The organism is Spirilliplanes yamanashiensis, from assembly GCF_016863475.1.
GTDB lineage: Bacteria > Actinomycetota > Actinomycetes > Mycobacteriales > Micromonosporaceae > Spirilliplanes > Spirilliplanes yamanashiensis.
In genome coordinates, this window is sequence record NZ_BOOY01000006.1 from 16,281 (window position 1) to 36,294 (window position 20,014).

General features: G+C 74.3%; 19 protein-coding genes and 3 tRNA genes. 11 read left to right on the forward strand and 11 right to left on the reverse strand.

What is annotated here, in order from left to right; translation table 11 throughout:
- Positions 1–12: 12 nt before the first annotated feature.
- Positions 13–210: a biotin synthase auxiliary protein BsaP gene (gene bsaP / locus Sya03_RS05500; protein ID WP_306892188.1), complete on the reverse strand. Its 198-nt coding sequence runs from the start codon at positions 208–210 to the stop codon at positions 13–15.
- Positions 207–1,202, reverse strand: a complete 996-nt coding sequence (bioB, locus tag Sya03_RS05505) for a biotin synthase BioB (RefSeq protein WP_203937078.1) — start codon at positions 1,200–1,202, stop codon at positions 207–209. Before bioB ends, bsaP begins: the two co-directional genes overlap by 4 nt.
- On the opposite strand from bioB, the gene Sya03_RS05510 reads away from it, so the two are divergent.
- From Sya03_RS05510 to Sya03_RS05520, 3 genes are all read left to right on the forward strand, one after another.
- Entirely contained in the window at positions 1,201–2,385 is a 1,185-nt protein-coding gene (locus Sya03_RS05510) for an 8-amino-7-oxononanoate synthase (protein ID WP_203937079.1), read from the forward strand. The genes bioB and Sya03_RS05510 overlap by 2 nt on opposite strands.
- Before the next feature lie 74 nt (positions 2,386–2,459).
- A complete protein-coding gene (gene bioD, locus Sya03_RS05515) occupies positions 2,460–3,167 on the forward strand; it encodes a dethiobiotin synthase (RefSeq protein WP_239107153.1) in 708 nt (235 codons plus the stop codon).
- A gap of 19 nt (positions 3,168–3,186) precedes the next feature.
- A complete protein-coding gene (locus Sya03_RS05520) occupies positions 3,187–3,936 on the forward strand; it encodes an ROK family protein (protein ID WP_203937081.1) in 750 nt (249 codons plus the stop codon).
- On the opposite strand, the gene Sya03_RS05525 is transcribed toward Sya03_RS05520, so the two are convergent.
- Both Sya03_RS05525 and Sya03_RS05530 read right to left on the reverse strand, forming a co-directional pair.
- Positions 3,899–5,047, reverse strand: a complete 1,149-nt coding sequence (locus Sya03_RS05525) for a cytochrome P450 (protein WP_203937082.1) — start codon at positions 5,045–5,047, stop codon at positions 3,899–3,901. The genes Sya03_RS05520 and Sya03_RS05525 overlap by 38 nt on opposite strands.
- Positions 5,047–5,670, reverse strand: coding sequence for a class I SAM-dependent methyltransferase (locus tag Sya03_RS05530; protein WP_203937083.1), 624 nt, complete (start codon positions 5,668–5,670; stop codon positions 5,047–5,049). Before Sya03_RS05530 ends, Sya03_RS05525 begins: the two co-directional genes overlap by 1 nt.
- Before the next feature lie 163 nt (positions 5,671–5,833).
- Between Sya03_RS05530 and Sya03_RS05535 the strand changes: the two genes are divergently transcribed.
- Positions 5,834–8,923: an EAL domain-containing protein gene (locus Sya03_RS05535; protein ID WP_203937084.1), complete on the forward strand. Its 3,090-nt coding sequence runs from the start codon at positions 5,834–5,836 to the stop codon at positions 8,921–8,923.
- Here the strand turns inward: Sya03_RS05535 and Sya03_RS05540 are convergent.
- On the reverse strand, positions 8,920–10,080 hold the full coding sequence (locus Sya03_RS05540) for a GNAT family N-acetyltransferase (protein ID WP_203937085.1): 1,161 nt from the start codon (positions 10,078–10,080) through the stop codon (positions 8,920–8,922). The two genes, Sya03_RS05535 and Sya03_RS05540, sit on opposite strands and share 4 nt — an antisense overlap.
- 114 nt (positions 10,081–10,194) lie before the next feature.
- Here Sya03_RS05540 and Sya03_RS05545 point away from each other — a divergent pair.
- The 3 genes from Sya03_RS05545 to Sya03_RS05555 all read left to right on the forward strand — a co-directional run bounded on the left by Sya03_RS05545 (position 10,195) and on the right by Sya03_RS05555 (position 10,463).
- A tRNA-Gly gene (locus Sya03_RS05545) sits at positions 10,195–10,267 on the forward strand.
- 36 nt (positions 10,268–10,303) lie between these two features.
- Positions 10,304–10,374: transfer RNA gene (locus Sya03_RS05550), tRNA-Cys, on the forward strand.
- Positions 10,375–10,388: 14 nt separating this feature from the next.
- A tRNA-Val gene (locus Sya03_RS05555) sits at positions 10,389–10,463 on the forward strand.
- A 109-nt stretch (positions 10,464–10,572) separates the two neighbouring features.
- Here the strand turns inward: Sya03_RS05555 and Sya03_RS05560 are convergent.
- From Sya03_RS05560 to Sya03_RS05570, 3 genes are all read right to left on the reverse strand, one after another.
- Positions 10,573–11,721 carry an acyltransferase family protein gene (locus Sya03_RS05560; RefSeq protein WP_203937086.1) on the reverse strand — a complete coding sequence of 383 codons (1,149 nt, stop codon included), beginning with the start codon at positions 11,719–11,721 and terminating at the stop codon, positions 10,573–10,575.
- A gap of 88 nt (positions 11,722–11,809) precedes the next feature.
- On the reverse strand, positions 11,810–13,543 hold the full coding sequence (locus Sya03_RS05565; protein ID WP_239107136.1) for a sensor histidine kinase: 1,734 nt from the start codon (positions 13,541–13,543) through the stop codon (positions 11,810–11,812).
- Positions 13,540–14,232, reverse strand: a complete 693-nt coding sequence (locus Sya03_RS05570; RefSeq protein ID WP_203937087.1) for a response regulator — start codon at positions 14,230–14,232, stop codon at positions 13,540–13,542. Before Sya03_RS05570 ends, Sya03_RS05565 begins: the two co-directional genes overlap by 4 nt.
- Before the next feature lie 236 nt (positions 14,233–14,468).
- Between Sya03_RS05570 and Sya03_RS05575 the strand changes: the two genes are divergently transcribed.
- Positions 14,469–15,560, forward strand: coding sequence for a DUF6461 domain-containing protein (locus Sya03_RS05575; protein WP_203937088.1), 1,092 nt, complete (start codon positions 14,469–14,471; stop codon positions 15,558–15,560).
- Positions 15,561–15,585: 25 nt separating this feature from the next.
- On the opposite strand, the gene Sya03_RS05580 is transcribed toward Sya03_RS05575, so the two are convergent.
- Both Sya03_RS05580 and Sya03_RS05585 read right to left on the reverse strand, forming a co-directional pair.
- A complete protein-coding gene (locus Sya03_RS05580) occupies positions 15,586–15,957 on the reverse strand; it encodes a sensor histidine kinase (protein ID WP_203937220.1) in 372 nt (123 codons plus the stop codon).
- Positions 15,912–16,559 (reverse strand): sensor histidine kinase, encoded by a 648-nt coding sequence (locus Sya03_RS05585; protein WP_203937089.1) that lies wholly within the window; start codon positions 16,557–16,559, stop codon positions 15,912–15,914. The genes Sya03_RS05580 and Sya03_RS05585 overlap by 46 nt, the downstream gene beginning before the upstream one ends.
- 120 nt (positions 16,560–16,679) lie before the next feature.
- Between Sya03_RS05585 and Sya03_RS05590 the strand changes: the two genes are divergently transcribed.
- Both Sya03_RS05590 and Sya03_RS05595 read left to right on the forward strand, forming a co-directional pair.
- Entirely contained in the window at positions 16,680–18,053 is a 1,374-nt protein-coding gene (locus Sya03_RS05590; RefSeq protein WP_203937090.1) for a hypothetical protein, read from the forward strand.
- An 82-nt stretch (positions 18,054–18,135) separates the two neighbouring features.
- Positions 18,136–18,309, forward strand: coding sequence for a hypothetical protein (locus tag Sya03_RS05595; RefSeq protein ID WP_203937091.1), 174 nt, complete (start codon positions 18,136–18,138; stop codon positions 18,307–18,309).
- Between the two features lie 7 nt (positions 18,310–18,316).
- On the opposite strand, the gene Sya03_RS05600 is transcribed toward Sya03_RS05595, so the two are convergent.
- Entirely contained in the window at positions 18,317–18,988 is a 672-nt protein-coding gene (locus Sya03_RS05600; RefSeq protein WP_239107137.1) for a TetR/AcrR family transcriptional regulator, read from the reverse strand.
- A 99-nt stretch (positions 18,989–19,087) separates the two neighbouring features.
- On the opposite strand from Sya03_RS05600, the gene Sya03_RS05605 reads away from it, so the two are divergent.
- Positions 19,088–20,005, forward strand: a complete 918-nt coding sequence (locus tag Sya03_RS05605; RefSeq protein ID WP_203937092.1) for an SDR family NAD(P)-dependent oxidoreductase — start codon at positions 19,088–19,090, stop codon at positions 20,003–20,005.
- The last annotated feature ends 9 nt before the right edge of the window (positions 20,006–20,014 follow it).

Here is a 20,014-nt window from a genome sequence, read left to right on the forward strand (position 1 = left end):
GCCGCCGCCGCGTCAGCTGCTGACGGTGCCGTGTTCCACGCAGGTGGCCGACCAGCCGGCCGGCAGCACCTGGACCTTCATGCGGCGGCGGCACTGCGGGCAGTAGCGCGGCGGCTCCAGCCGGCGGGCCGCCGCGCACGCCGGGTGGTCGCCGGCGGGTTCGCCGCAGCGGTCGCACCAGGGGGCGGTCACGGGTGCCACGGCCGTCACAGGGTGGCCGACAGCGACTTGACCGGCATGGACAGGTCCTGGAGCAGGTCGATGTCGGCGGTGGCGGGGCGGCCGAGCGTGGTGAGGTAGTTGCCGACGATGACGGCGTTGATGCCGCCGAGCAGGCCCTCGCGGGTGCCCAGGTCGCCGAGGGTGATCTCGCGGCCGCCCGCGTACCGCAGGATCGTCCGCGGCATCGCGAGCCGGAAGGCGGCGATGGCGCGCAGCGCGTCCTTGCCCTCCACGACCGGGCGGTCGCCGAGCGGGGTGCCGGGGCGGGGGTTGAGGAAGTTCAGCGGGACCTCGTGCGGGTCGAGCGCGGCCAGCTGGGCGGCGAACTCGGCGCGCTGCTCGACGGTCTCGCCCAGGCCGAGGATGCCGCCGCAGCAGACCTCCATGCCGGAGTCGCGGACCATCTTCAGCGTCTCCCAGCGCTCCTCCCACGAGTGCGTGGTGACCACGTTCGGGAAGTAGGAGCGGCAGGTCTCCAGGTTGTGGTTGTAGCGGTGCACGCCCATCTCGACCAGCTCGTCGACCTGCTCCTGGCTGAGCATGCCGAGGCTGGCGGCGACCTGGATGTCGACGGCGGCCTTGATGGCGGCGACGCCCTCGCGCATCTGCTGCATGAGCCGGGCGTCGGGGCCGCGGACGGCGGCGACGATGCAGAACTCGGTCGCGCCGGTGGCGGCGGTCTGCTTGGCGGCCTCGACGAGCTGCGGGATGTCGAGCCACACGGCGCGCACCGGCGACGTGAACAGGCCGGACTGGGAGCAGAAGTGGCAGTCCTCGGGGCAGCCGCCGGTCTTGAGGCTGACGATGCCCTCGACCTCGACCTCGGGGCCGCACCACTTCATCCGCACCTCGTGCGCGAGCTGCAGCGCGGCGGGCAACTCCTCGTCGGGCAGCCGCAGGATCTCGAGGATGCCCTCCTCGTCCAGCCCGACACCGTTTTCCAGCACCTGGGCGCGCGCCCGGTCGAGGATCTCCGCCATGCCCGTACCCTACAAGCGGGTGGTAGGTTCGCCGGTCGTGGGGGACGCGGCGGGCTGGCTCGGCAATCTCGAGCGCCGTGCGCGCCTGCGCGCGAAGGCGGGCCTGACCCGTCACCTGCGGCCGCGGGCCGCCGCCGACGGCGTCGCCGACCTGGCCGGCAACGACTACCTCGGCCTGAGCCGCCACCCCGCGGTGGTCGCCGCGGCGGCCTCGGCACTGCGGGGGTACGGGCTGGGAGCGACCGGTTCGCGCCTGGTGCGCGGCTCCACCGAGGTGCACGCCGCGCTGGAGACGGACCTGGCGGGCTGGCTCGGCACGCAGCGGGCGCTGGTCTACTCCTCGGGCTACCTGGCGAACCTCGGTGCGGTGCGGGCGCTGACCGGGCCGCGCACGCTGCTGGTGTCGGACGCGCACAACCACGCCTCGCTGATCGACGGCTGCCGGTCGTCCGGCGCGGAGACGGTGGTGACCCCGCACGCGGACCCGGCGGCGGTCGGCGCTGCGCTGGCGGCGGCGCCCGGGCGGCCGGCCGTGGTCGTCACCGAGTCGGTGTTCAGCGTCGACGGCGACCTGGCGCCGCTGGCCGACCTGCACGCGGTGGCCCGCGCGCACGGGGCGGTGCTGCTCGTCGACGACGCGCACGGCGTCGGCGTGCTCGGCCCGCACGGCGCGGGCGGCGTGGCGGCGGCGGGCCTGGCGGGCGAGCCGGACGTGGTGGTGACCGCGACGCTGTCGAAGGCGCTCGGCGGGGCGGGCGGCGTGGTCGCCGGCCCGGAGGCGCTGGTGCGCCACCTCGTCGACACGGGGCGCACGTTCATCTACGACACGGCGCTGCCGCCGGCCGTGGCCGCCGGGGTGCGGGCCGCGCTCGGCGTCGCCCGGGCGGGTGACGACCTGCGTGCCGAGCTGGCCGACCGGGCCGCCGCGATCGCCCGGGTGTGCGGCGGCGCCGGGCTGGACGTCACCGTGCCGCGCGGCGGCGTCGTCGCCGTCACCGCGCCCGGCCCGGAGGCGGCCGTGGCGTGGGCGGCCGACTGCGCGGACCGGGGCGTCGCCGTCGGCTGCTTCCGGCCGCCGTCCACCCCGGACGGCAGCTCGCGGCTGCGGCTGACCGTGAACGTGGGCGTGCCGCGCGAGGCGTTCGACCGCGCCCTGGCCGTCGTGGTGGAGTGTGCACCGTGAGTGGTGACGAACCGGCTGAGCCCGTACCCGCTGAGCCCGTACCCGCTGAGCCCGTACCCGCGGAGTGGCGCGGCATCGTCGTGGTCACCGGGACCGACACGGACGTCGGCAAGACGGTCGTGACCGCGGCCGTCGCGGCCGCGGCGCAGGCCGCGGGCCTGCGGGTGGCGGTGGTCAAGCCCGGCCAGACGGGCACGGCGGACGGCGCCCCCGGCGACGCGGAGACCGTGGCGCGGCTGGCCGGCGGGCCGACCACCCGCGTGCTGGCCTCCTACCCGGACCCGCTGGCCCCGCTCGCGGCGGCGAAGGTCGCGGGCCTGCCGCCGCTGGAGCTGTACGAGGTGCTCGACGCGGTGCGGGCCGAGGCGGCCGAGCACGACCTCGTGCTGGTCGAGGGCGCGGGCGGCCTGCTGGTGCCGATGGGGGTGCGCCCGTCCGGCGCGGCCTGGACGGTCGCCGACATGGCCGTGCAGCTCGACGCCCGCACGCTCGTGGTGGCCCGGGCCGGGCTCGGCACCCTCAACCACACGGCGCTCACGCTGGAGGCGCTGGAGCGCCGCGGCGTGCCGGCCAGCGTGGTGCTCGGCGCCTGGCCCGCCGAGCCGGAGCTGGTGCACTGGGGCAACCTGAGCGAGCTGCTGCCGCACCTGGTCGGCGCCCTGCCCGACGGGGCCGGCGCGATGGACCCGGGCGTGTTCCGCCGGTCGGTGCAGGGGTGGTTGACCCCGGCGCTGTACGGGCACCTCGACGACTGGCGGGTCTGGGCCGACGAGGTGGCCTGACGGAGGCAGGATGAACGGCGTGACGACCACGTTGACGATCGACTGCGGCGGAGGCGGCATCAAGGGCTCCGTCCTGGACGAGGGCGGCAACATGCGCGCACAGCCGCTGCGGGTGCCGACGCCGTACCCGCTGCCGCCGGACCTGTTCGTCAAGACGCTGCTGGAGCTGGGCTCGCGGCTGCCCGTCGCCGACCGGGTCACCGTCGGCATGCCGGGCATGATCCGGCACGGCGTCGTCATCGCCACCCCGCACTACGTGACCCGGTCGGGGCCGCGCACCAAGGTCGACCCGGACCTCGTCACGGCCTGGCACGGCTTCGACGCCCGGTCGGCGATCTCGTCGGCGTTCGGGCTGCCCGCGCTGGTGCTCAACGACGCGCAGGTGCACGGCGCGGGCGTGGTGGCGGGCACCGGGTGCGAGCTGATGCTGACCCTGGGCACCGGGCTGGGCTGGGCGCTGTTCGACGGCGGCACCCTCGCGCAGCACCTGGAGATGTCGCAGGCGCCGGTGCGGTGGGGGATGAGCTACGACACCTACATCGGCGAGCACGAGCGGCGCCGGCTGGGCGACGCGTTCTGGTCGCGGCGGGTCCGCAACGTCGTCGAGGGGCTGCGGCCGGTCGTCCTGTGGGACCGGCTCTACCTGGGCGGCGGCAACGCCCGGCTGATCACGGCGACGCAGGTGGCCCGGATGGGCGACGACGTGGTGGTGGTGCCGAACGACGCGGGCATCATCGGCGGCGCCCGGGCGTGGACGTTCCGCTCCTGACCACCAGCGCGTCGGGCATCCGGAACGACAGGTTGTCGGGGCACCACGGCTCGCGCACCACCCGCACGCCGTCCACCAGGTGGCCGGCGGTGTCCACCACCACGGCGGCCTCCATGCGGGTCAGCTGCGCCCCGACGCACCGGTGCGCGCCGGCGCCGAAGGCGAGGTGCCGCCGCGAGCCCGGCTGACCCGGGCGGAACGTGTCCGGATCGGCCACCACCCCGGGGTCGCGCCCGGCCCGGGCCAGCCACAGCACCACGCTGCTGCCGCGGGGGACGGCCACCCCGTCCAGCTCGGTGTCCGCGGCGGCCACCCGCCGCCAGGTGACGATCGGCGGGTCCAGGCGCAGCCCCTCCTCGACCAGGTCCGCGGTGCGCGCCGACCGCCAGCCGGGGGTGACCGCCAGCCGGTGCAGCAGCAGGGTCAGGAACTGCGACGTGGTCTCCTGGCCGGCGACCAGCAGGAAGAACAGCGCCCCGACGACCACGTCCGGGTCGGCGGTGAGCCGGCGCAGGGTGGCGGCCAGCCCGCCGCCGGTGGCCGCGAAGTCGCGCAGCACCGCGTGGAACGCCCCGACTGCCGCGGCCAGGTCCTGCTGGCGGCCGGGGTCGACCGGCGCCCAGAACAGCTCCAGCGCCGCCCGGGCGAACTCCTTCACCGCCGCCGCCCCGGCGTCCGGCAGGTCCACCATCCGGGCCAGCACCAGCAGCGGCAGGTCCGCGGCCAGGTCCGCGTACAGGTCGACGTCCTCGCCGGCCGCCAGCCGGGCGGCGAGGCCGGCGGCGCGGTCGCGCACCAGCGCGGTCAGCCACGGGCGCTGCCCGGCGACGCGGTGCGGGTGCAGCACGTCCGCCACCGCCGCCCGGATGGCGGGGTGCGAGGCGCCGCCGTTGTTCGCCAGGGTCGGCGGCAGCCGGAAGCCGTGCCGGACCAGCACGCGCAGCGCCGAGGTCGGCATCGGGGTGACCGCGTCCAGCGCGTTGTCCGGGGCGAACGTGACCGGGTCGGCCAGCACCCGCCGCACCAGGTGGTGCCGGGTGACGAGCAGGTGACCGTCGACGCGCACGACGCCGCCGGCGGCGGGCCCCGCCTCCCACGTGCGGTACAGCATCAGACCTGCCACACCGTCGTGTGCCGCACGGTTGTGCTCTCCAGCGCCTCGGTCACCGGCACGTCGTACGCCGCCCGCGCGGTCAGCCCCTCGCGCGGCAGGTACGCGCGGCCCGGGTCGCCCAGCAGCACCAGCGCGCCACCGGCGGCGGCGCGGCGCAGGAACGGCATCACCCGGGCCGTCATCTCCCGGCTGTAGCAGACGTCCCCGGCCAGCAGCACGTCCGCGCCGGGCGGGCCGTCCAGCAGGTCGCCGCCGGCGCAGGTCACCCGCACCCCGTTCGCGGCGGCGTTGGCCTCCGTGGCGGCCAGCGACAGCGGGTCGATGTCGTTCGCGGTGACCGTGCCGCCGGCCCGGGCGGCGGCGATCGCCACCAGGCCGGAGCCGGTGGCCAGGTCGAGCACCGTGCGGCCCGCCACCAGCTCCGGGTGGTCCAGCACGTAGCGGGCCAGGGCCTGGCCGCCCGCCCACGCGAACGCCCAGAACGGCGGCGGCTGCTGCGTCCCGGCGCCCCGCTCGGTGTCCTCCCACAGCCCGATCGGCTCGTCCGCCTGGTGCAGCAGCACCTCGGGCGCCAGCGGCACGGGGGCGAGTCGGGTGTACTGCCGCAGGAACCGGGTCACGCCCCGATTGTGCCGGTCGACTCACGAGCAGGGCCCTCCGGTGCCCGGTTGCCCGTTTCGCTCATGAGACCGGACCCGATACCGAATAGTCGGAGGCATCGGGTGCCGCGCTGTGCGTGCCGCCCGGCCATCGCTTGCGCGCGGACGGAAGGGGGCGGACGGGATGCCGGCACGGTTCTCCGTCGCCCTGTTCGGTGTCTGGATCGTCCTGCTCGGTACCGCCGTCGTCATGCTCGACGGGCTGCCCCGCGGCGTCGCGTACGCCCTCGCCGGGCTCAGCGCCGTCGCCGCCGTGGTCTCCGGGGTGCGCCGTCACGAGCCGGTCCACCCGCTGCCGTGGCGGCTGCTCACGGCCGCCCTGGTGGCGTCGCTGGCCGGCAGCCTCACCTACCAGCTCACCCCGCAGCTGCCGGGGTGGTTCCCGGCGGCGGTGCGGCCGGGCGAGCTGCCGCTGGTGGTCGTGTACCCGCTGCTCGCCGTCGCGCTGCTGATCTTCGTGCGGCTGCGCTCCGGCGGCCGCGACCGCGGCGGGCTGCTCGACGCGCTCACGCTCACCGCCGGCGCCGCCCTGCTGGCGTGGATGTTCCTCATCGCCCCGCACGTGCGCGACGGCACGCTGACGGGCTCCGCCCTGCTGTTCGCCGTGGCGTACCCGGTGGGCGACGTGCTCTGCCTCGCCATGCTGGTGCGGCTGCTGACCTCGGCGCCCCGGCGCACCCCGGCGCTCGTGGCGCTCGGCGCGGGCGTGACCGCGCTGCTCGCCGGCGACGTCCTGTACGGCCTCGCCCGCGTCGACGGCGACGTCGCCGCCCCGGCCGCCACCCCGCTGCTCCAGATCGCCTTCTACGGCATCTGCGGCTGCGCGGCCCTGCTGCCGTCGATGCGCGAGCTGACCGTCACCGTCGAGGCCCCGGCCGAGGAGCTGAACTCCTACCGCATCGTCCTGCTCGGCGGCGCCGCCCTGATCGCGCCCGTCGTGCTGTTCCTGCAGGCCCGCGACATCGGCGACGGCGTCGACCTGACCGTCATCGCGGTGCTCAGCAGCGTCACGTTCATCCTGGTCCTGACCCGGCTGTCCGGCATCGTCGGCACCCACCGGCAGGCCATCGCCCGCGAGCGCGGCCTGCGCGAGGCGTCCGCCGCGCTGGTGTCCGCCGCCGACCCCGACGACATCGGCGCCGCCGTGCGCGCCGCCGTCGCCCAGCTGCTGCCCGGCGACGTGCAGCACCGGGTGGTGCTCGCCATGAGCGTCGCCGAGCGCGAGGACGACGGCGAGCAGGCCCGCGTGCTGGCCAGCCGGGCCGAGGAGGACCGCGCCGCCGGGTCCATCGCCCGCCTCGTGCCCACCCGCGAGCTGGACTGGGCGGTCGCGATCCGGCTCACCCAGTTCAGCACCGTGCTGCGCTGCCCGCTGGTGCTGCAGGACCGGCCCAACGGCGACCCGCTCGTCGGGGTGCTGCACATCGGCGCGCCCGCCTGGGCGCTGCGCGGCCTGCTGCACGCCACCGAGGTGCTGGCCTCGCAGGTGGCGCTGGCGCTGGAGCGCATCGAGCTGTCCGGCGAGGTCAACCGGCGCAACTCCGAGGCGTACTTCCGGACCCTCGTGCAGAGCACCAGCGACGTCATCATCATCCTCGACGACCAGGACTGCATCCGGTACGCCAGCCCGTCCGCCGACCCGGTGCTCGGCCGGGAGGAGCTGACCGGCACGCCCGTGGCCGACGTCATCCACCCCGTCGACCGCGGCCGGCTCGCCGAGGTGCTCACGAAGGTGCGCGACGGGGCGGGCCCGCAGCAGAGCCTGGACTTCCGCGCGCTGGGCCGCCGCCGGCAGGCCGTCATGGTCGAGATGCAGATCCGCGACCTGCGGATGGAACCCACCGTGAACGGCGTCGTGCTGACCCTGCGCGACGTCACCGAACGCCGCCAGCTGGAACGCGAGCTCACGCACCAGGCGTTCCACGACTCGCTGACCGGGCTGGCCAACCGCGTGCTCTACGCCGACCGGCTGGAGCACGCGCTCGCGCGCGCCCGCCGCGACGGCTCCACCGTCGGCGTGCTGTTCATCGACCTGGACGACTTCAAGATCGTCAACGACACCCTCGGCCACGCCGTCGGCGACCAGCTGCTCGTCGCCGTCGCCGAGCGCATCAGCGGCGCCCTGCGCGCCGACGACACCGCCGCCCGCCTCGGCGGCGACGAGTTCGCCGCGCTCATCGAGAACGTGTGGGAGCCCGGCGTCGTCGAGGAGACCGCCGAGCGCATCCTCGGCGCCCTGTCCCAGCCGTTCAACCTCAACGGCGAGATGCTGTCCGCCGTCGCCAGCATCGGCGTCACCCAGACCCCCGAGGCCGACAACGCCGACGAGCTGCTGCGCCAGGCCGACCTCGCCCTGTACGTCGCCAAGGGCGCCGGCAAGAGCCAGTGGCGCCGGTACGAGTCCGACCTGCACAGCGCCATGGTGCAGCGGCTGGAGCTGCGCACCGCCCTCGACCACGCCGTCAACGAGGGCCACTTCCTGCTGCACTACCAGCCCATCGTCGACCTGCACACCGACGAGGCCGTCGCCTTCGAGGCGCTCGTCCGCTGGCACCACCCGCAGCGCGGCACCATCCCGCCCGACCAGTTCATCGAGGTCGCCGAGGAGAGCGGCCTCATCGTGCAGATCGGCCGCTGGGTGCTCGAACAGGCGCTGCACACCGTCAGCCAGTGGCAGCGCATCCTGCCGCCCGGCCGGCTGCACTACATCAGCGTCAACGTCTCCGTGCGCCAGTTCCGCACCCCCGGCTTCATCGACGAGGTGCGCGGCCTGCTCGACACCTACGGCGTCGACCCCCGCATGCTCATGCTGGAGATCACCGAGACGCTGCTCATGCGCGACGACGAGCAGACCTGGCAGGACCTGCAGAAGCTGCGCGACCTCGGCGTCCGCATCGCCATCGACGACTTCGGCACCGGCTACTCGTCGCTGGGCTACCTGCGCCAGCGCCCCATCGACGTGCTCAAGATCGACAAGACGTTCATCGACGACATGGTCGACAGCCCGCAGCAGCACGCCCTGGTGCAGTCCATCGTCGGCCTGGCCCGCACCCTCAACCTCAAGGTCGTCGCCGAGGGCATCGAGAGCCCCGAGCACCGCGACACCCTCATGCGCATGGGCTGCCCGCTCGGCCAGGGCTACCTGTTCTCCCGCCCGGTCAGCGCCGCCGAGGCGTTCGCCTGGCTGAACTCCCACGCCCGCTTGGCGGCCTAGAACGCCTCGGAGATGAACGGCAGCTCGCGGGGAAAGATCCGGTCCAGCTCCGCGGACCCGGCACCGAAGCCGCGCACCTCGACCTCCGCCACGTCGAGCACCCCGTACACCAGCGCGCTGAACCCTTGCGTGGTCAGCGTCGCGTCGGGGGAGCGGTCCGTGCGCCGCACCCGCAGCACCCCGTCCCCGGCCAGCTCGAACCGCCCCTCCGGCAGCTCCACCACCGCCCGCCCCTCGCCGGCCCGCATCCCGTCCAGCCCCAGCGGGTCCAGCACCCGCGCCATCGGCGCCACCGCCGTCGGATGCGCCACCCGCTGCGTCACCTCCACCGTCAGGTCGGTGCCCCACAACTCCGGCGCCTCCCCGGCCGACGCCAGCGGCAGCACCACCCGCCCCACCTGGTCGACGTGCCGTGCGAAGAACTGCAACAGCAGCGACCGCCCCAGTACCCCCTCCGTCCAGAACGTGTCCGCCACCAGGTCCCCGCCCTGCCGCTCGATCCGGTACGCCGCCGCCCCGACCGTGCGCCCGCTCCCGTCGCGCGCGGTCACCAGCCACCGCGGCGCGTCCCGCAACATCACCGCCCGCGACTCCGCGAACGCCACGAACCCGTGCCGCCGCCCGAGCAGCTCCAGCGCGAACGCCCGCTGCTCGTCGTACCCCTCGGCCACCGGCCGCCAGTGCACACTGCCGGGCAGCTCCCGCCGCACCAGATGCCCCAGCCCACCCGGCGCGAACGCCACCGTGCGCGCCGCCGGCAACCCGGCGAACCCGAACTGCTCGTAGAAACTGGGCCGGAACGGATACAACACGCTGACCGGATGCGCCCCCCGCATCTCCTCGAACAACCGCCCCAGCAACGCCCGCACCACCCCCCGCCGCCGCGCCAGCGGACTGCTCGTCACCGACGCCACCCCGGCCATCCCGAGCACGACCCCCCGCACGTTCTGCCGCATCGGCAACCCGGACACCCCGGCGAGCGTCTCCCCACCCTCCTGCGCCACGAACGTGACCGTCTCGCGGTGATACTCCACGTCCCGTGGGTCCGGCTCCTTCGCCGGCTCCTTCGCCGGCTCCGGTGACGGCAGGAACGCGTACGTGGCCAGCGGCCCGATGGTGGCGGCCCGCTCCGCGGCGGGCACCCGACGGATCTCCATGCCCCCGATCCTGCCCGCCCGCGGCACGCCGGGGGACCCCGGTTTGGCGTGGGCGTGAGGGTTCCGCTAAAGTTCTGTCGTCGCCGGGGAACGGAAACGGACCAAGGCAGACAAGCGGACGTAGCGCAGCTGGTAGCGCATCACCTTGCCAAGGTGAGGGTCGCGGGTTCGAATCCCGTCGTCCGCTCGGAGAGGCCGCGACTGTAAGGTCCGGGGCCACCACGGTGGAGTGGCCGAGAGGCGAGGCAACGGCCTGCAAAGCCGTGTACACGGGTTCAAATCCCGTCTCCACCTCGGCGAATTGCCCAGGGCGATTGGCGCAGTGGGAGCGCGCTTCCTTGACACGGAAGAGGTCACTGGTTCAAACCCAGTATCGCCCACCAGATGAACCAGCAGGTCAGAGCGGGTTTCGTCCCTCCGGGACGGAGCCCGATTCTCGTTTCTGGGGCCGCGCACCTGACGGGCTCTCCGGGATCGCCGCGCGCACGGGCCTTACCCGCTAGACAGGCCGTGACGTGTGGGCCCGTCCGGCACCCCCGCAGTCCTGCCGCCGATCCGCCGGCCCGGCGAGCCGGCCGGGAATCGCCCCGGTCCGGTGGCGATCAGGTGGCGCAGCGCCGGGCCGAGTGGGCGTTCGACCAGGCGGTGGACCAGCCAGGCGACGACGAGCAGCACCAGGATGGCGGCGGCGACGAGCAGTGGCACCGGGAGGCCGGTGCGGTCGTAGGCGTACCGGATCATCGTGTAGCCGATCCGCGGGTGCAGCAGATAGAGCGGGTACGACACGGCCCCGGCCGCGGCCAGCCAGCGCCAGCCAATGCGGTCAGTGTGCCCGAGCGCGATCGCCAGCAGCACCGCGAACCCGAGCGTGATGATCAGCAGGCCCGGCCCGACCGGCACCGGGAAGCCAGGGTTCGCGGACAGCACCCGCTCCCGCACGCGGACCAGGCTGATCAGCCACGACGCGGCGAGCAGCAACCCCAGCGGCAGGGTCAGCCCGTGGCGGCGGATCAGGTAGAACGTCATGCCGGCCACGAAATACGGCGCGAAGTGCGGCATGACCAGCTCCGCGAGCGGCACCCCCGACGGTACGGCGACGGAGGCGGCCAGCCAGCCGACGCCCAGCGCGATGATGCGGCCACGGGTGAGGCCCAGCGCGATCACGACCGTGAAGAGCAGGTAGAAGCGCACCTCGTACCAGAGTGTCCAGTAGACGGTGTCGACGTAGGGCACGTTCAGCGGCGCGGCGAGCATGGTGAGGTTGACGGCCACGTCGGCGCCGGTCAGGCCGTGCGGGAGCGGGATGCCCTCGGTGAGCGGGAGCCAGGTCATCACTGCCGTGGTGAGCAGCACGCACGCCCAGAACGCCGGGTAGAGCCGGCCGGCCCGGGAGGCGAGGAAGGCGCGCGGGCTCCGGTCCCAGCCGCTCATGCAGATGACGAAGCCGCTGATCATGAAGAACACCTCCACGCCGAGGAAGCCGTAGATCAGCACCGAGTTCACCGCCTGTGGCAGGTGCGTGCTGGTCGGGCGTACGCCGTCCACCGACCAGGCCATGCCGAGGTGGTGGGCGGCCACCGCCAGCGCGCACAGCAGCCGCAGCCCGTCCAGGGCCAGTAGGCGGTCCTTCGTCGCAGCCATGGTCGGCCGCCTCCTGTCCGGTTTCGCGCAGGGTCCATCGCCGCGGGTGGCGCAGCCACCGGCGGTACGGAAGGGGGAGAACGGTGGGTCAGGCCCGGGCGGGCAGGCGGATGGCGAAGGTGCTGCCGTGGCCGGCGCGGCTGGTCGCGGTGACGGTGCCGCCGTGCGCGCCGGCGAGGTCGCGGACGATGGCCAGGCCGAGGCCGCTGCCGCCGGTGTGCCGGCTGCGTGACCGGTCCACGCGCCAGAAGCGGGTGAAGACGTGCGGCAGGTCGTCCTCGCTGATCCCGTCGCCGGCGTCGACGACCTCGATGACTAGGTCGTCGCCGTCGAGCCGGGACCGGACGGTCACGGTGGCGCCCGGCGGGGAGTGCCGGACCGCGTTGGAGAGCAGGTTGCCGACGGCCTGGCGCATCCGGAGCGGGTCGAGCATCACCTCGGGATCGCCGGCCGGTTCGGTCACGATCGTGACGTCGGCGGTGCGGCTGCGGTGCACGGCGGCCACCTGGTCCAGCAGCTCGTTGACGTAGACCAGCTCCGGGTGCAGGCGCAGCCGCCCGGCGTCGGCCGCGGCGAGGTCGCGCAGGTCGTCGATGATGTGCTGGAGCACGTCGGCCTCGTCGGTGAGCAGATCCAGCAGCTCGGGGCCGGGGTCCGCCACACCGTCGCGGGCGGCCTGCAGCCAGGCGCGGATGTTGGTCAGCGGCGTGCCGAGCTCGTGCGCGATGTCGTTGACCATCGCCTGCCGTTGCCGTTCCCCGGCCTCCCGGCGTTCGGTCAGGTCGTTGAACGCGGCGGTGAGCCGGCCGATCTCGTCCCGGCCCCGGATCGGCAGGCGGGCCGCACCCTGCTCCGCGGCGCGGGTGAGCGCGCGCAGCGGCCGGGACATCCGCACGCCGACCACCAGTGTGATCGCGACGGCGACCGCCAGCACCAGCGCCGAGACGCCGGCGATCCGCATCGTGCTGGCCCGGGAGAGGTCGAAGACCGGGCCGGTCACCGCTGCCGCGTCGTGGATGTAGAGGATCGCGCGCGGGGCCACGTACGGCCGGAGCTGCATCCGGAGGGCATCGTCGATGCAGGCCCGCGTGTCCGACCCCGCCGGGGCCCGTCCGGTCCACGTGAAGCCGAGCCGCACGGTGACCGCGCCGTCCCCCAGGCAGGCGTTGGTGAGGGCGGTCAGCTCGGCCAGCGCCCGCTGCTCGGTGGCGGTGGGGACGTCGGCGCCGGACTCGCGCGCGCAGCCGGCCAGCTGAGCGTCCGACGCGCCGTCCGAGTTCAGCGTCGGCCGGCCGCCGGTCTCACGGGAGACCCACGCGTCGAGGCCCTTGTCGAGCAGGCACGACTCCGCCGCCAGGACGCGCTCGGAGACGGTCGCCAGTTCGGCCTCGGTGAGCCGGTACGGACCGACCGCGCGCCAGTCGATGCCGCGCCCGGCCGGTTCGGGGGAGAGGTAGCCCTCGAGGTGGAGCGGGTCGACCAGCGCCGACCGCCGGGCCGGCCGCGCCGTCGACGTCTCCGAGCCGGCCAGGAAGCCGCCCCCCGGATCGGACAGCGAGACCGGCCGGCTGGTCCGCGCGGCGAGGTCGGCGAGCAGCGGCCGCACCCCGGACCAGTCGGTGTGCGTCGCGGCGTAGGCGATCACCTCGTCGTAGATCATCTCCTCGCCGGAGGAGCTCCCGTGGTTCTGCGCCTGCACGATCGCGCGCGTGGTGCTCTGCGCCGCGAGCCACGCGGTGGCCGTCACGGCGCACAGCATGACCACCAGCGAGAGGGCCAGCAGCCGCGCGACCAGGCTGCGGTGCAGCGGGACGCGCGTCACCGCGACCCGTCCGTGAGCCGGTAGCCGACGCCGTAGACGGTCAGCAGGTAGGCGGGGCGCCGGGGATCCGGCTCGATCTTCCGGCGCAGCCGCATGACGTGCATGTCGACGGTACGGTCGGTGGCCGCGGCCTCGAAGCCACGGGTCCGCTCCAGCAACTGCGCGCGGGTGAACACCCGGTCCGGCGCGGCGGCCATCGCGGCCAGGACCTCGAACTCACCGGGCGTACAGTCCACCCGGCGCCCACCGCTGCTCACGTGCCGGCCCCGCACGTCCACCACGATCTCGCCGACCCGCAGCGCCGCATCCGGCTCGGCCGGCGCCCACCGGGTGCGGCGCAGCATCGTGCGGACCCGCGCCATCAGCACCCGCGGGTTGTAGGGCTTGATCAGGTAGTCGTCCGCCCCCACGTCCAGCCCGCGCAGCAGGTCGTCCTCGTCGCGCCGGGCGGTCAGCATCAGCACCGGCACGTTGCTCTCCCGGCGCAGCACCCGGCAGACCTCGACGCCGTTCAGCTGCGGCATCATCACGTCCAGGATGAGCAGGTCCGGCCGGGTCAGCCGAACCTGCTCGATCGCATCCCGGCCGCCGTGCACGACCGAGGCGCGATACCCGCTCACCTCCAGGTACCGCCGGACCACCTCGGCCTGCCGGGCGTCATCCTCAGCGACCAGCACATGAGCACGCACAGCAGCGACTATAGGCAGCCGGAACCCGGCGGCCGCCGATCATGACATTGCCGATACAACCGGCCCACGCCCAGGTCGGCAGGGGTCAGGGTCACGCGGGTGCCGTCGCGCCGGTACCAGAGTTGACAGGACGGCGTTCGGTACCCGGGTGGTGTCGCGCCCCGTCCGGCGAAGGCTCGGCAACACCGTCCGGGAATCGAGGGACAACACCGACGCCGCGTCGATACGGTCGGCACGTGGATCTCGCCGGCGCGACCTCTCTCGTCAACGAACTCGACGAGATCTGCACGCTGATCTTCGTCAGGGGTGTCGACGAGGTCGAGGCTCTCGGCCTGATCGGCGCCTATCCCGACACCGTCGCCCCGCGCACAGGCGATGACCTGCGTGAGCTGATCGACGACTTCGACGCCGGCTACCCCACGATGGCGGCGGCAGTGCGCATCGGCGACTGGACGGTGCTCGTCCAGCCGAACGGCTTCGAGGCCGCCGACGACCAGCTGGTGCGGCACATCTCCACCGGCACGGAAGTGCTGGCCGTGCTGCGGCACGACTACGCCTCTCCCCGCGTGACCCACGCCGTCGACGGCGTCACGCGGCTGTCGTTCGATCCGGGCTACCCCGACGTCGACCTCATGGACGGCGCCGAGGTCGACGCCGTGCTCCCGCTGCTGCGAGAGTTCGGCTTCCGGGATCCGGAGCAGTCCGGGGACGAGGGTCAGGACGACCACACGACCTCCGCGGCGAGAGCCATCCTGCTCGCCCAGCGGCTCACCGGCGTACGGCTGCAGGCGGGGCTCCTGGAGCAGCCACGGCTGTCCGCCCAGTTCGAGCCCTGGTTCGCCCGGCCCCACGGGGAACCGCTCCTCGGTGACGAGTACGTACCGGAAAGCGTTGAGTTGGCGGAGGCGGCCAGATCCGCCGATGCCGGGACGCAGCGGACCGTTGCCGTCGCGGAGATCCGCCGCATGGCGGCGGCCCTCGGCATCGACGGCACACCTGGACTGCCCGACGTCCTGGACGCTGCCGGTCGGGGCATTGGCGTGACCATCACCGCCGACTCACCACTCGGGACCCACATCCGCGCCTGGCTGACGGCAGCGCAGCGCGCCGGCATGTCGCTCAACGACACCCCGAACCAAGATGCACTGACGGACGAGGAACGGAACCTGGCCAACGCATACGGGTGGTTCGTCCACGCACTCGGCGGAGTCCTCGATCCCGACCCCGGCAGGGCCGTCCTGGCCGCACTGCATCCCCTCGGCGCCGACATCTACGGAGGGCCCGAGCTGCGCCGAGCCACCATCAACGCCCTGCGGAGCAGCCCGTAGTCCTGACGCGCTCGGCTGCCGCGACCTAGACGCGTGCCGCCGTCTGTGGGTGACGGTGCCGTGCCGGCGAGCGGTCCCAGCCGGCCCGGCGGTCCCGGGTGGCGCTTCGCAGCCGGACGGCGGCGTCGATGCCCGTTCCCGGAGCGGCGTCGAGGGCGACGGTGCCGCCGCTCGCGCGGACGAGCTGGGCGACGATGGCGAGGCCGAGGCCGGAGCCGTCGTCGGTGGCGTCGGGGGCGCGCCAGAAGCGGTCGAAGGCCCGGCGGCGGTCCGCCGGGGTCATGCCGGGGCCCTCGTCGATGACGTGCAGCTCGACGGCGTCGCCGTCGGGGGTGGTCCGGCGGTCGATGGTCAGGGTGCTGCCGGCCGGGGCGACCCGCAGGGCGTTGGCGAGCAGGTTGTCGAGGACCTGGTCGAGCGCTCCCGGTACGGCCTGGACCTGCCCGACGGGCGGGCCATGCGGGTGAGCCGGTCGGTCTCGGCCACCGCCTCGTCCAGGCTGGCGTGGACGCGCGGGTCGAGGTCCGGCTCCAGGTTCTCCAGGCGCAGCCGCAGCGCGGTGAGCGGCGTCTTGAGCTGGTGGGACGCGTCGGCGGCGAAGGCGCGCTGGGCCTCGATGAGGTGCTGGAGCCGCTGCGCTGTGGCGGTGAAGGTGGCCGCGAGCCGCCGCAGCTCCGGGGGGCCGAGGTCGGCCGGCGGCAGGGTGCCGAGCGTGCCGGAGGCGAGCTGGGCGGTGGCCTGTTCCAGCTCCCGGACCGGGCGCGTCATCCAGCGGGCGAGCGCGACGGCGAGCGCGGCGGCCGCGAGCAGGACCAGCAGGCCGACGCCGGCGAGCAGCCACCACACCTGCCCGGTCCGGGAGCTGACCGCCTCCGCCGGGTAGGTGATCCGCAGCGCGCCACGGACGGTCTGCCCGGACGTGGCGGGGACGGTGACGAACAGCTCGTCGCCGGTGGGGCCGGGGCGTCGTCCGGCGGCGCGCTGGTGGTACTCGTGCACGGCGGCGGACCAGGGGCCCGCCGGACGGCTGAGCGGTCACCGCGGCGCCCTGACGGGACCACGGAGCGCCACTCACTCTCGCAACACTTGACCTATACGCTGCGTGACATGGTGCGGTGGGTGCGTGCGTTTCTCGTCCTCGTCGTGGTGCTTCCCGGCGCCGTCTTCGTCGGGGCCCGGCCGGCCGCGGCCTACTCCCAGGAGACGGTGTACGCCCTCGGCATCGGCGGCAACATCGTGGTCGTCCTCGACCCGGCGAAGCCGAACTCCGCGGAGAAGATCATCCCCGTGGCGCCCGGCGCCGGGGCGATCGTGCTGTCGCCGGACGGGCTGCGGGCCTACGTCGCGCACCGTGGCAGCGCCCCGTCGATCACGGTCATCGACACCGTGGTCGGCAAGGTGGTGGGCAGCGTGCCGCTGCCGGGCAGCCCGGGGTTCATCACCCTGTCGCCGGACGGTCAGCGGCTCTGGTTCGGTCACCGGGCGGCCTCGTCCGCGTCGTTCATCGAGTGGCTGGCGTTCGTGAACCTGCCGGCCGGGGCGGTCCAGGAGACCGGCATCGATCTCGAGGGCCGGTCCTGCCGGATCGGCGTGACGCCCAGCCTGGCGTCGGCGGTCTGCCACACCGGCGAGGCGACCTCGCTGAACTTCCTCACCGGCGAGGTGGTCCACGACCAGGTGCACGGCGACGGCTCCCTCTCCGGCCTGGTCGTGGACCCGGCCACGAACCGGATGTGGGTTTACGAGTACACCGAGCTCACGCTGTACGCCGTCGACGCGCGCACGTTCGCCGAGTACGACCGGTTCGTGCTGGGCGGCATCGCCGAGTACGGCACCGGGCTGGCCGCGCTGCCCGGCGACGACCGGCTCTTCCACCTCTACGACGACGGTCAGGTCGTCACACTGGACCGCAACACCGCCGCCATCCAGCACGTCGGCGCCGTGCCCGGCTCACCGGACTCCCTCCAGGTCGGCGCCGGGGCGAGCCGGGTGTACGTGGGCGCCACCGGCAGCGCCGGCAGCACCGTGTACCGCCTCGACACCGCCACCGGCGTCGCCACCGCCCTGCTGTCCGGCCTCTCCACCGCGCCGCAGGGCTTCGCCGTCGGCGACGTGCCGCAGCTGCCGTACGTGGACTTCCAGGCGGCGCTCGCCGTGATGTCGGCGGTCGGCCCGGCGTACACCTGGACCGCGCGGCTGCGCAACGCGGACGCCCGCCTGTCCGCGGAGGCCCGCGCGACGCTCACCTTCGCCGGGACGGCGGTCGAGGTGACCGGCGTGCAGGCCCCGGCCGGCGTGCGGTGCTCCGTCGTGCGCGGCGGTGTCCGGTGCGACCTGGGCCGCGTGCCACCCGGCGGCAGCGTGCCGGTCGAGGTGCGGGTCCGGCCGGCCGACGGGGGTACGGTCCGCGGCACGCTCACCGTCACCAGTGCCCACCCCGACCCGCGCCCGGCGGACAACACGGCCACCGCGACCGCGGGCGGCCGCGGCTGATTCGTCGCCTGCGGGGAACGCGTGGCGGGCAGGATGGCGGCATGGGATCGTCGACGAGCCGTTCGCGGCGTCGATCGCGGGCGTGGCCGCGCCGGACTCCTGGCTCGGCACGCTCGCCGGGTCCCTCGCGGCGCACTCGGGCGGCTGCCAGTACCGCAGCGACGCGGACTACGACGCGTACCAGCGGCTGGCGCTGCGGCACTGCGCGACACCCTCGGCGCCGCCGCGCGAGCCGTCGGACCAGCCGTCCGGGTAGGGGCGGGTCACCTGCGAGGGAGCACGCCCAGCAGGGTCGCGGTCACGGCCATGCGCAGGTAGTCCCGCAGTTCCAGATGGAACTGGGCCAGGTCGGGCTCGGCCTCGTACGCCGCGCGCAGGCTGGGCGGCGGTGTGCTGTACGCCGACAGCGCCCCCGCCATCACCATCGTCTGCAGGCTGAACAGGGTGGCGTTGTCGCCCAGTTCCGGCAGGTGTTTCCGCAGCAGCGTGGTCATGGTGGTCAGGTGGCCGAGGGAGGCGCGCTTGTAGCGGGCGACGACCTCGACGGAGACGTTGTGTTCCAGGACGCCGCCCTGGGCGCCGAACAGGTCGCACAGCACCGGCCGGCCGGACAGTGAGCGGCTGAGGATGTCGGCCACCGCGGTCGCCCGCCGCTCCATGGGCTGGGCCCCGTCGACGCCGGCGGCCAGGTCGGCGGCCAGGTCGGCCAGCCAGTCGTGCAGGTAGCGGTTGAGCAGGTCGAGCAGCACCGCCTCGCGGGACTCGAAGTAGCGCAGCACGTTGGGCTTCGCCAGGCCGACGCGGCGGCTGAGCTCGTTCAGGGTGATCGCGGCGACGGGCATCTCGTCGAGCATCGCCGATGCCATGTCGAGGATCGCCCGGCGGCGGATCTCGCGCTGTTCCTCGGTCCGGGCCCGCTGGAAGGTCACGGTCACCACCCTAACTTACGTACCTACGGTACGTTGACATCGTACCGGCAGTACCTTAACGTCGTCGGTACACGATGCCTTCGGTACGATAGACGGGAGCCCGACATGGGCGAGAAGTGGACGGCGGCGGACATCCCCGGCCAGCGCGGCCGGGTGGCCGTGGTGACGGGCGCCAACACCGGGCTGGGGTACGAGACGGCCAGGGCGCTCGCCGAGCGCGGCGCCACCGTGGTGCTCGCCGTGCGCGACGTCGCCAAGGGCGAGCGGGCCGCCGCCCGGATGGGCGGCGACGTCACCGTGCAAGCGCTGGACCTGTCCTCGCTGGACTCGGTCCGGGCCGCGGCGGCGGCGCTGCGGTCGCGGTTCGGCCGGCTCGACCTGCTCGTCAACAACGCCGGCGTGATGTACACCCCGAAACTGTCCACCCGGGACGGCTTCGAGATGCAGTTCGGCACCAACCACCTCGGCCACTTCGCGCTCACCGGGCTGCTGCTCGACCTGATGCTGCCGGTGCCCGGCTCGCGGGTGGTGACGGTCAGCAGCACCGGCCACCGCATCCGGGCCGCCATCCACTTCGACGACCTGCAGGGGGAGCGGTCGTACAGCCGGGTCGCCGCCTACGGCCAGTCCAAGCTGGCCAACCTGATGTTCACGTACGAGCTCCAGCGCCGGCTCGCCCCGCACGGCACCACCGTCGCGGTGGCCGCGCACCCCGGCCTGTCCGGCACCGAGCTGGCCCGCAACACCCCCGCCGCCCTCCGGCTCCCGCTCACCTGGCTCGCCCCGGTGATCACCCAGACGCCGGCGATGGGCGCGCTGCCGACCCTGCGCGCCGCCACCGACCCCGGCGTGCTCGGCGGGCAGTACTACGGCCCCGGCGGGCGCAACGAGATCATGGGCCACCCCCGGCTGGTGACCTCCAGTCCGGAGTCGTACGACGTGGCCGTCCAGCAGCGGCTGTGGGCGGTCTCCGAGGACCTCACCGGGGTGACGTTCCCGGTCGCGGTGCCCGCCGCGCGGTAGCGGGCGCCG

Bases quoted from the DNA above. Each gene is read 5' to 3' on its own strand.
- Sya03_RS05510 (WP_203937079.1), top strand. From the start codon at position 1,201: ATGCCCGTACCCTACAAGCGGGTGGTAGGTTCGCCGGTCGTGGGGGAC.
- bioB (WP_203937078.1), bottom strand. From the start codon at position 1,202: ATGGCGGAGATCCTCGACCGGGCGCGCGCCCAGGTGCTGGAAAACGGT.
- Sya03_RS05525 (WP_203937082.1), bottom strand. From the start codon at position 5,047: ATGCTGTACCGCACGTGGGAGGCGGGGCCCGCCGCCGGCGGCGTCGTG.
- Sya03_RS05535 (WP_203937084.1), top strand. From the start codon at position 5,834: ATGCCGGCACGGTTCTCCGTCGCCCTGTTCGGTGTCTGGATCGTCCTG.
- Sya03_RS05540 (WP_203937085.1), bottom strand. From the start codon at position 10,080: ATGGAGATCCGTCGGGTGCCCGCCGCGGAGCGGGCCGCCACCATCGGG.
- Sya03_RS05560 (WP_203937086.1), bottom strand. From the start codon at position 11,721: ATGGCTGCGACGAAGGACCGCCTACTGGCCCTGGACGGGCTGCGGCTG.
- Sya03_RS05605 (WP_203937092.1), top strand. From the start codon at position 19,088: ATGGGCGAGAAGTGGACGGCGGCGGACATCCCCGGCCAGCGCGGCCGG.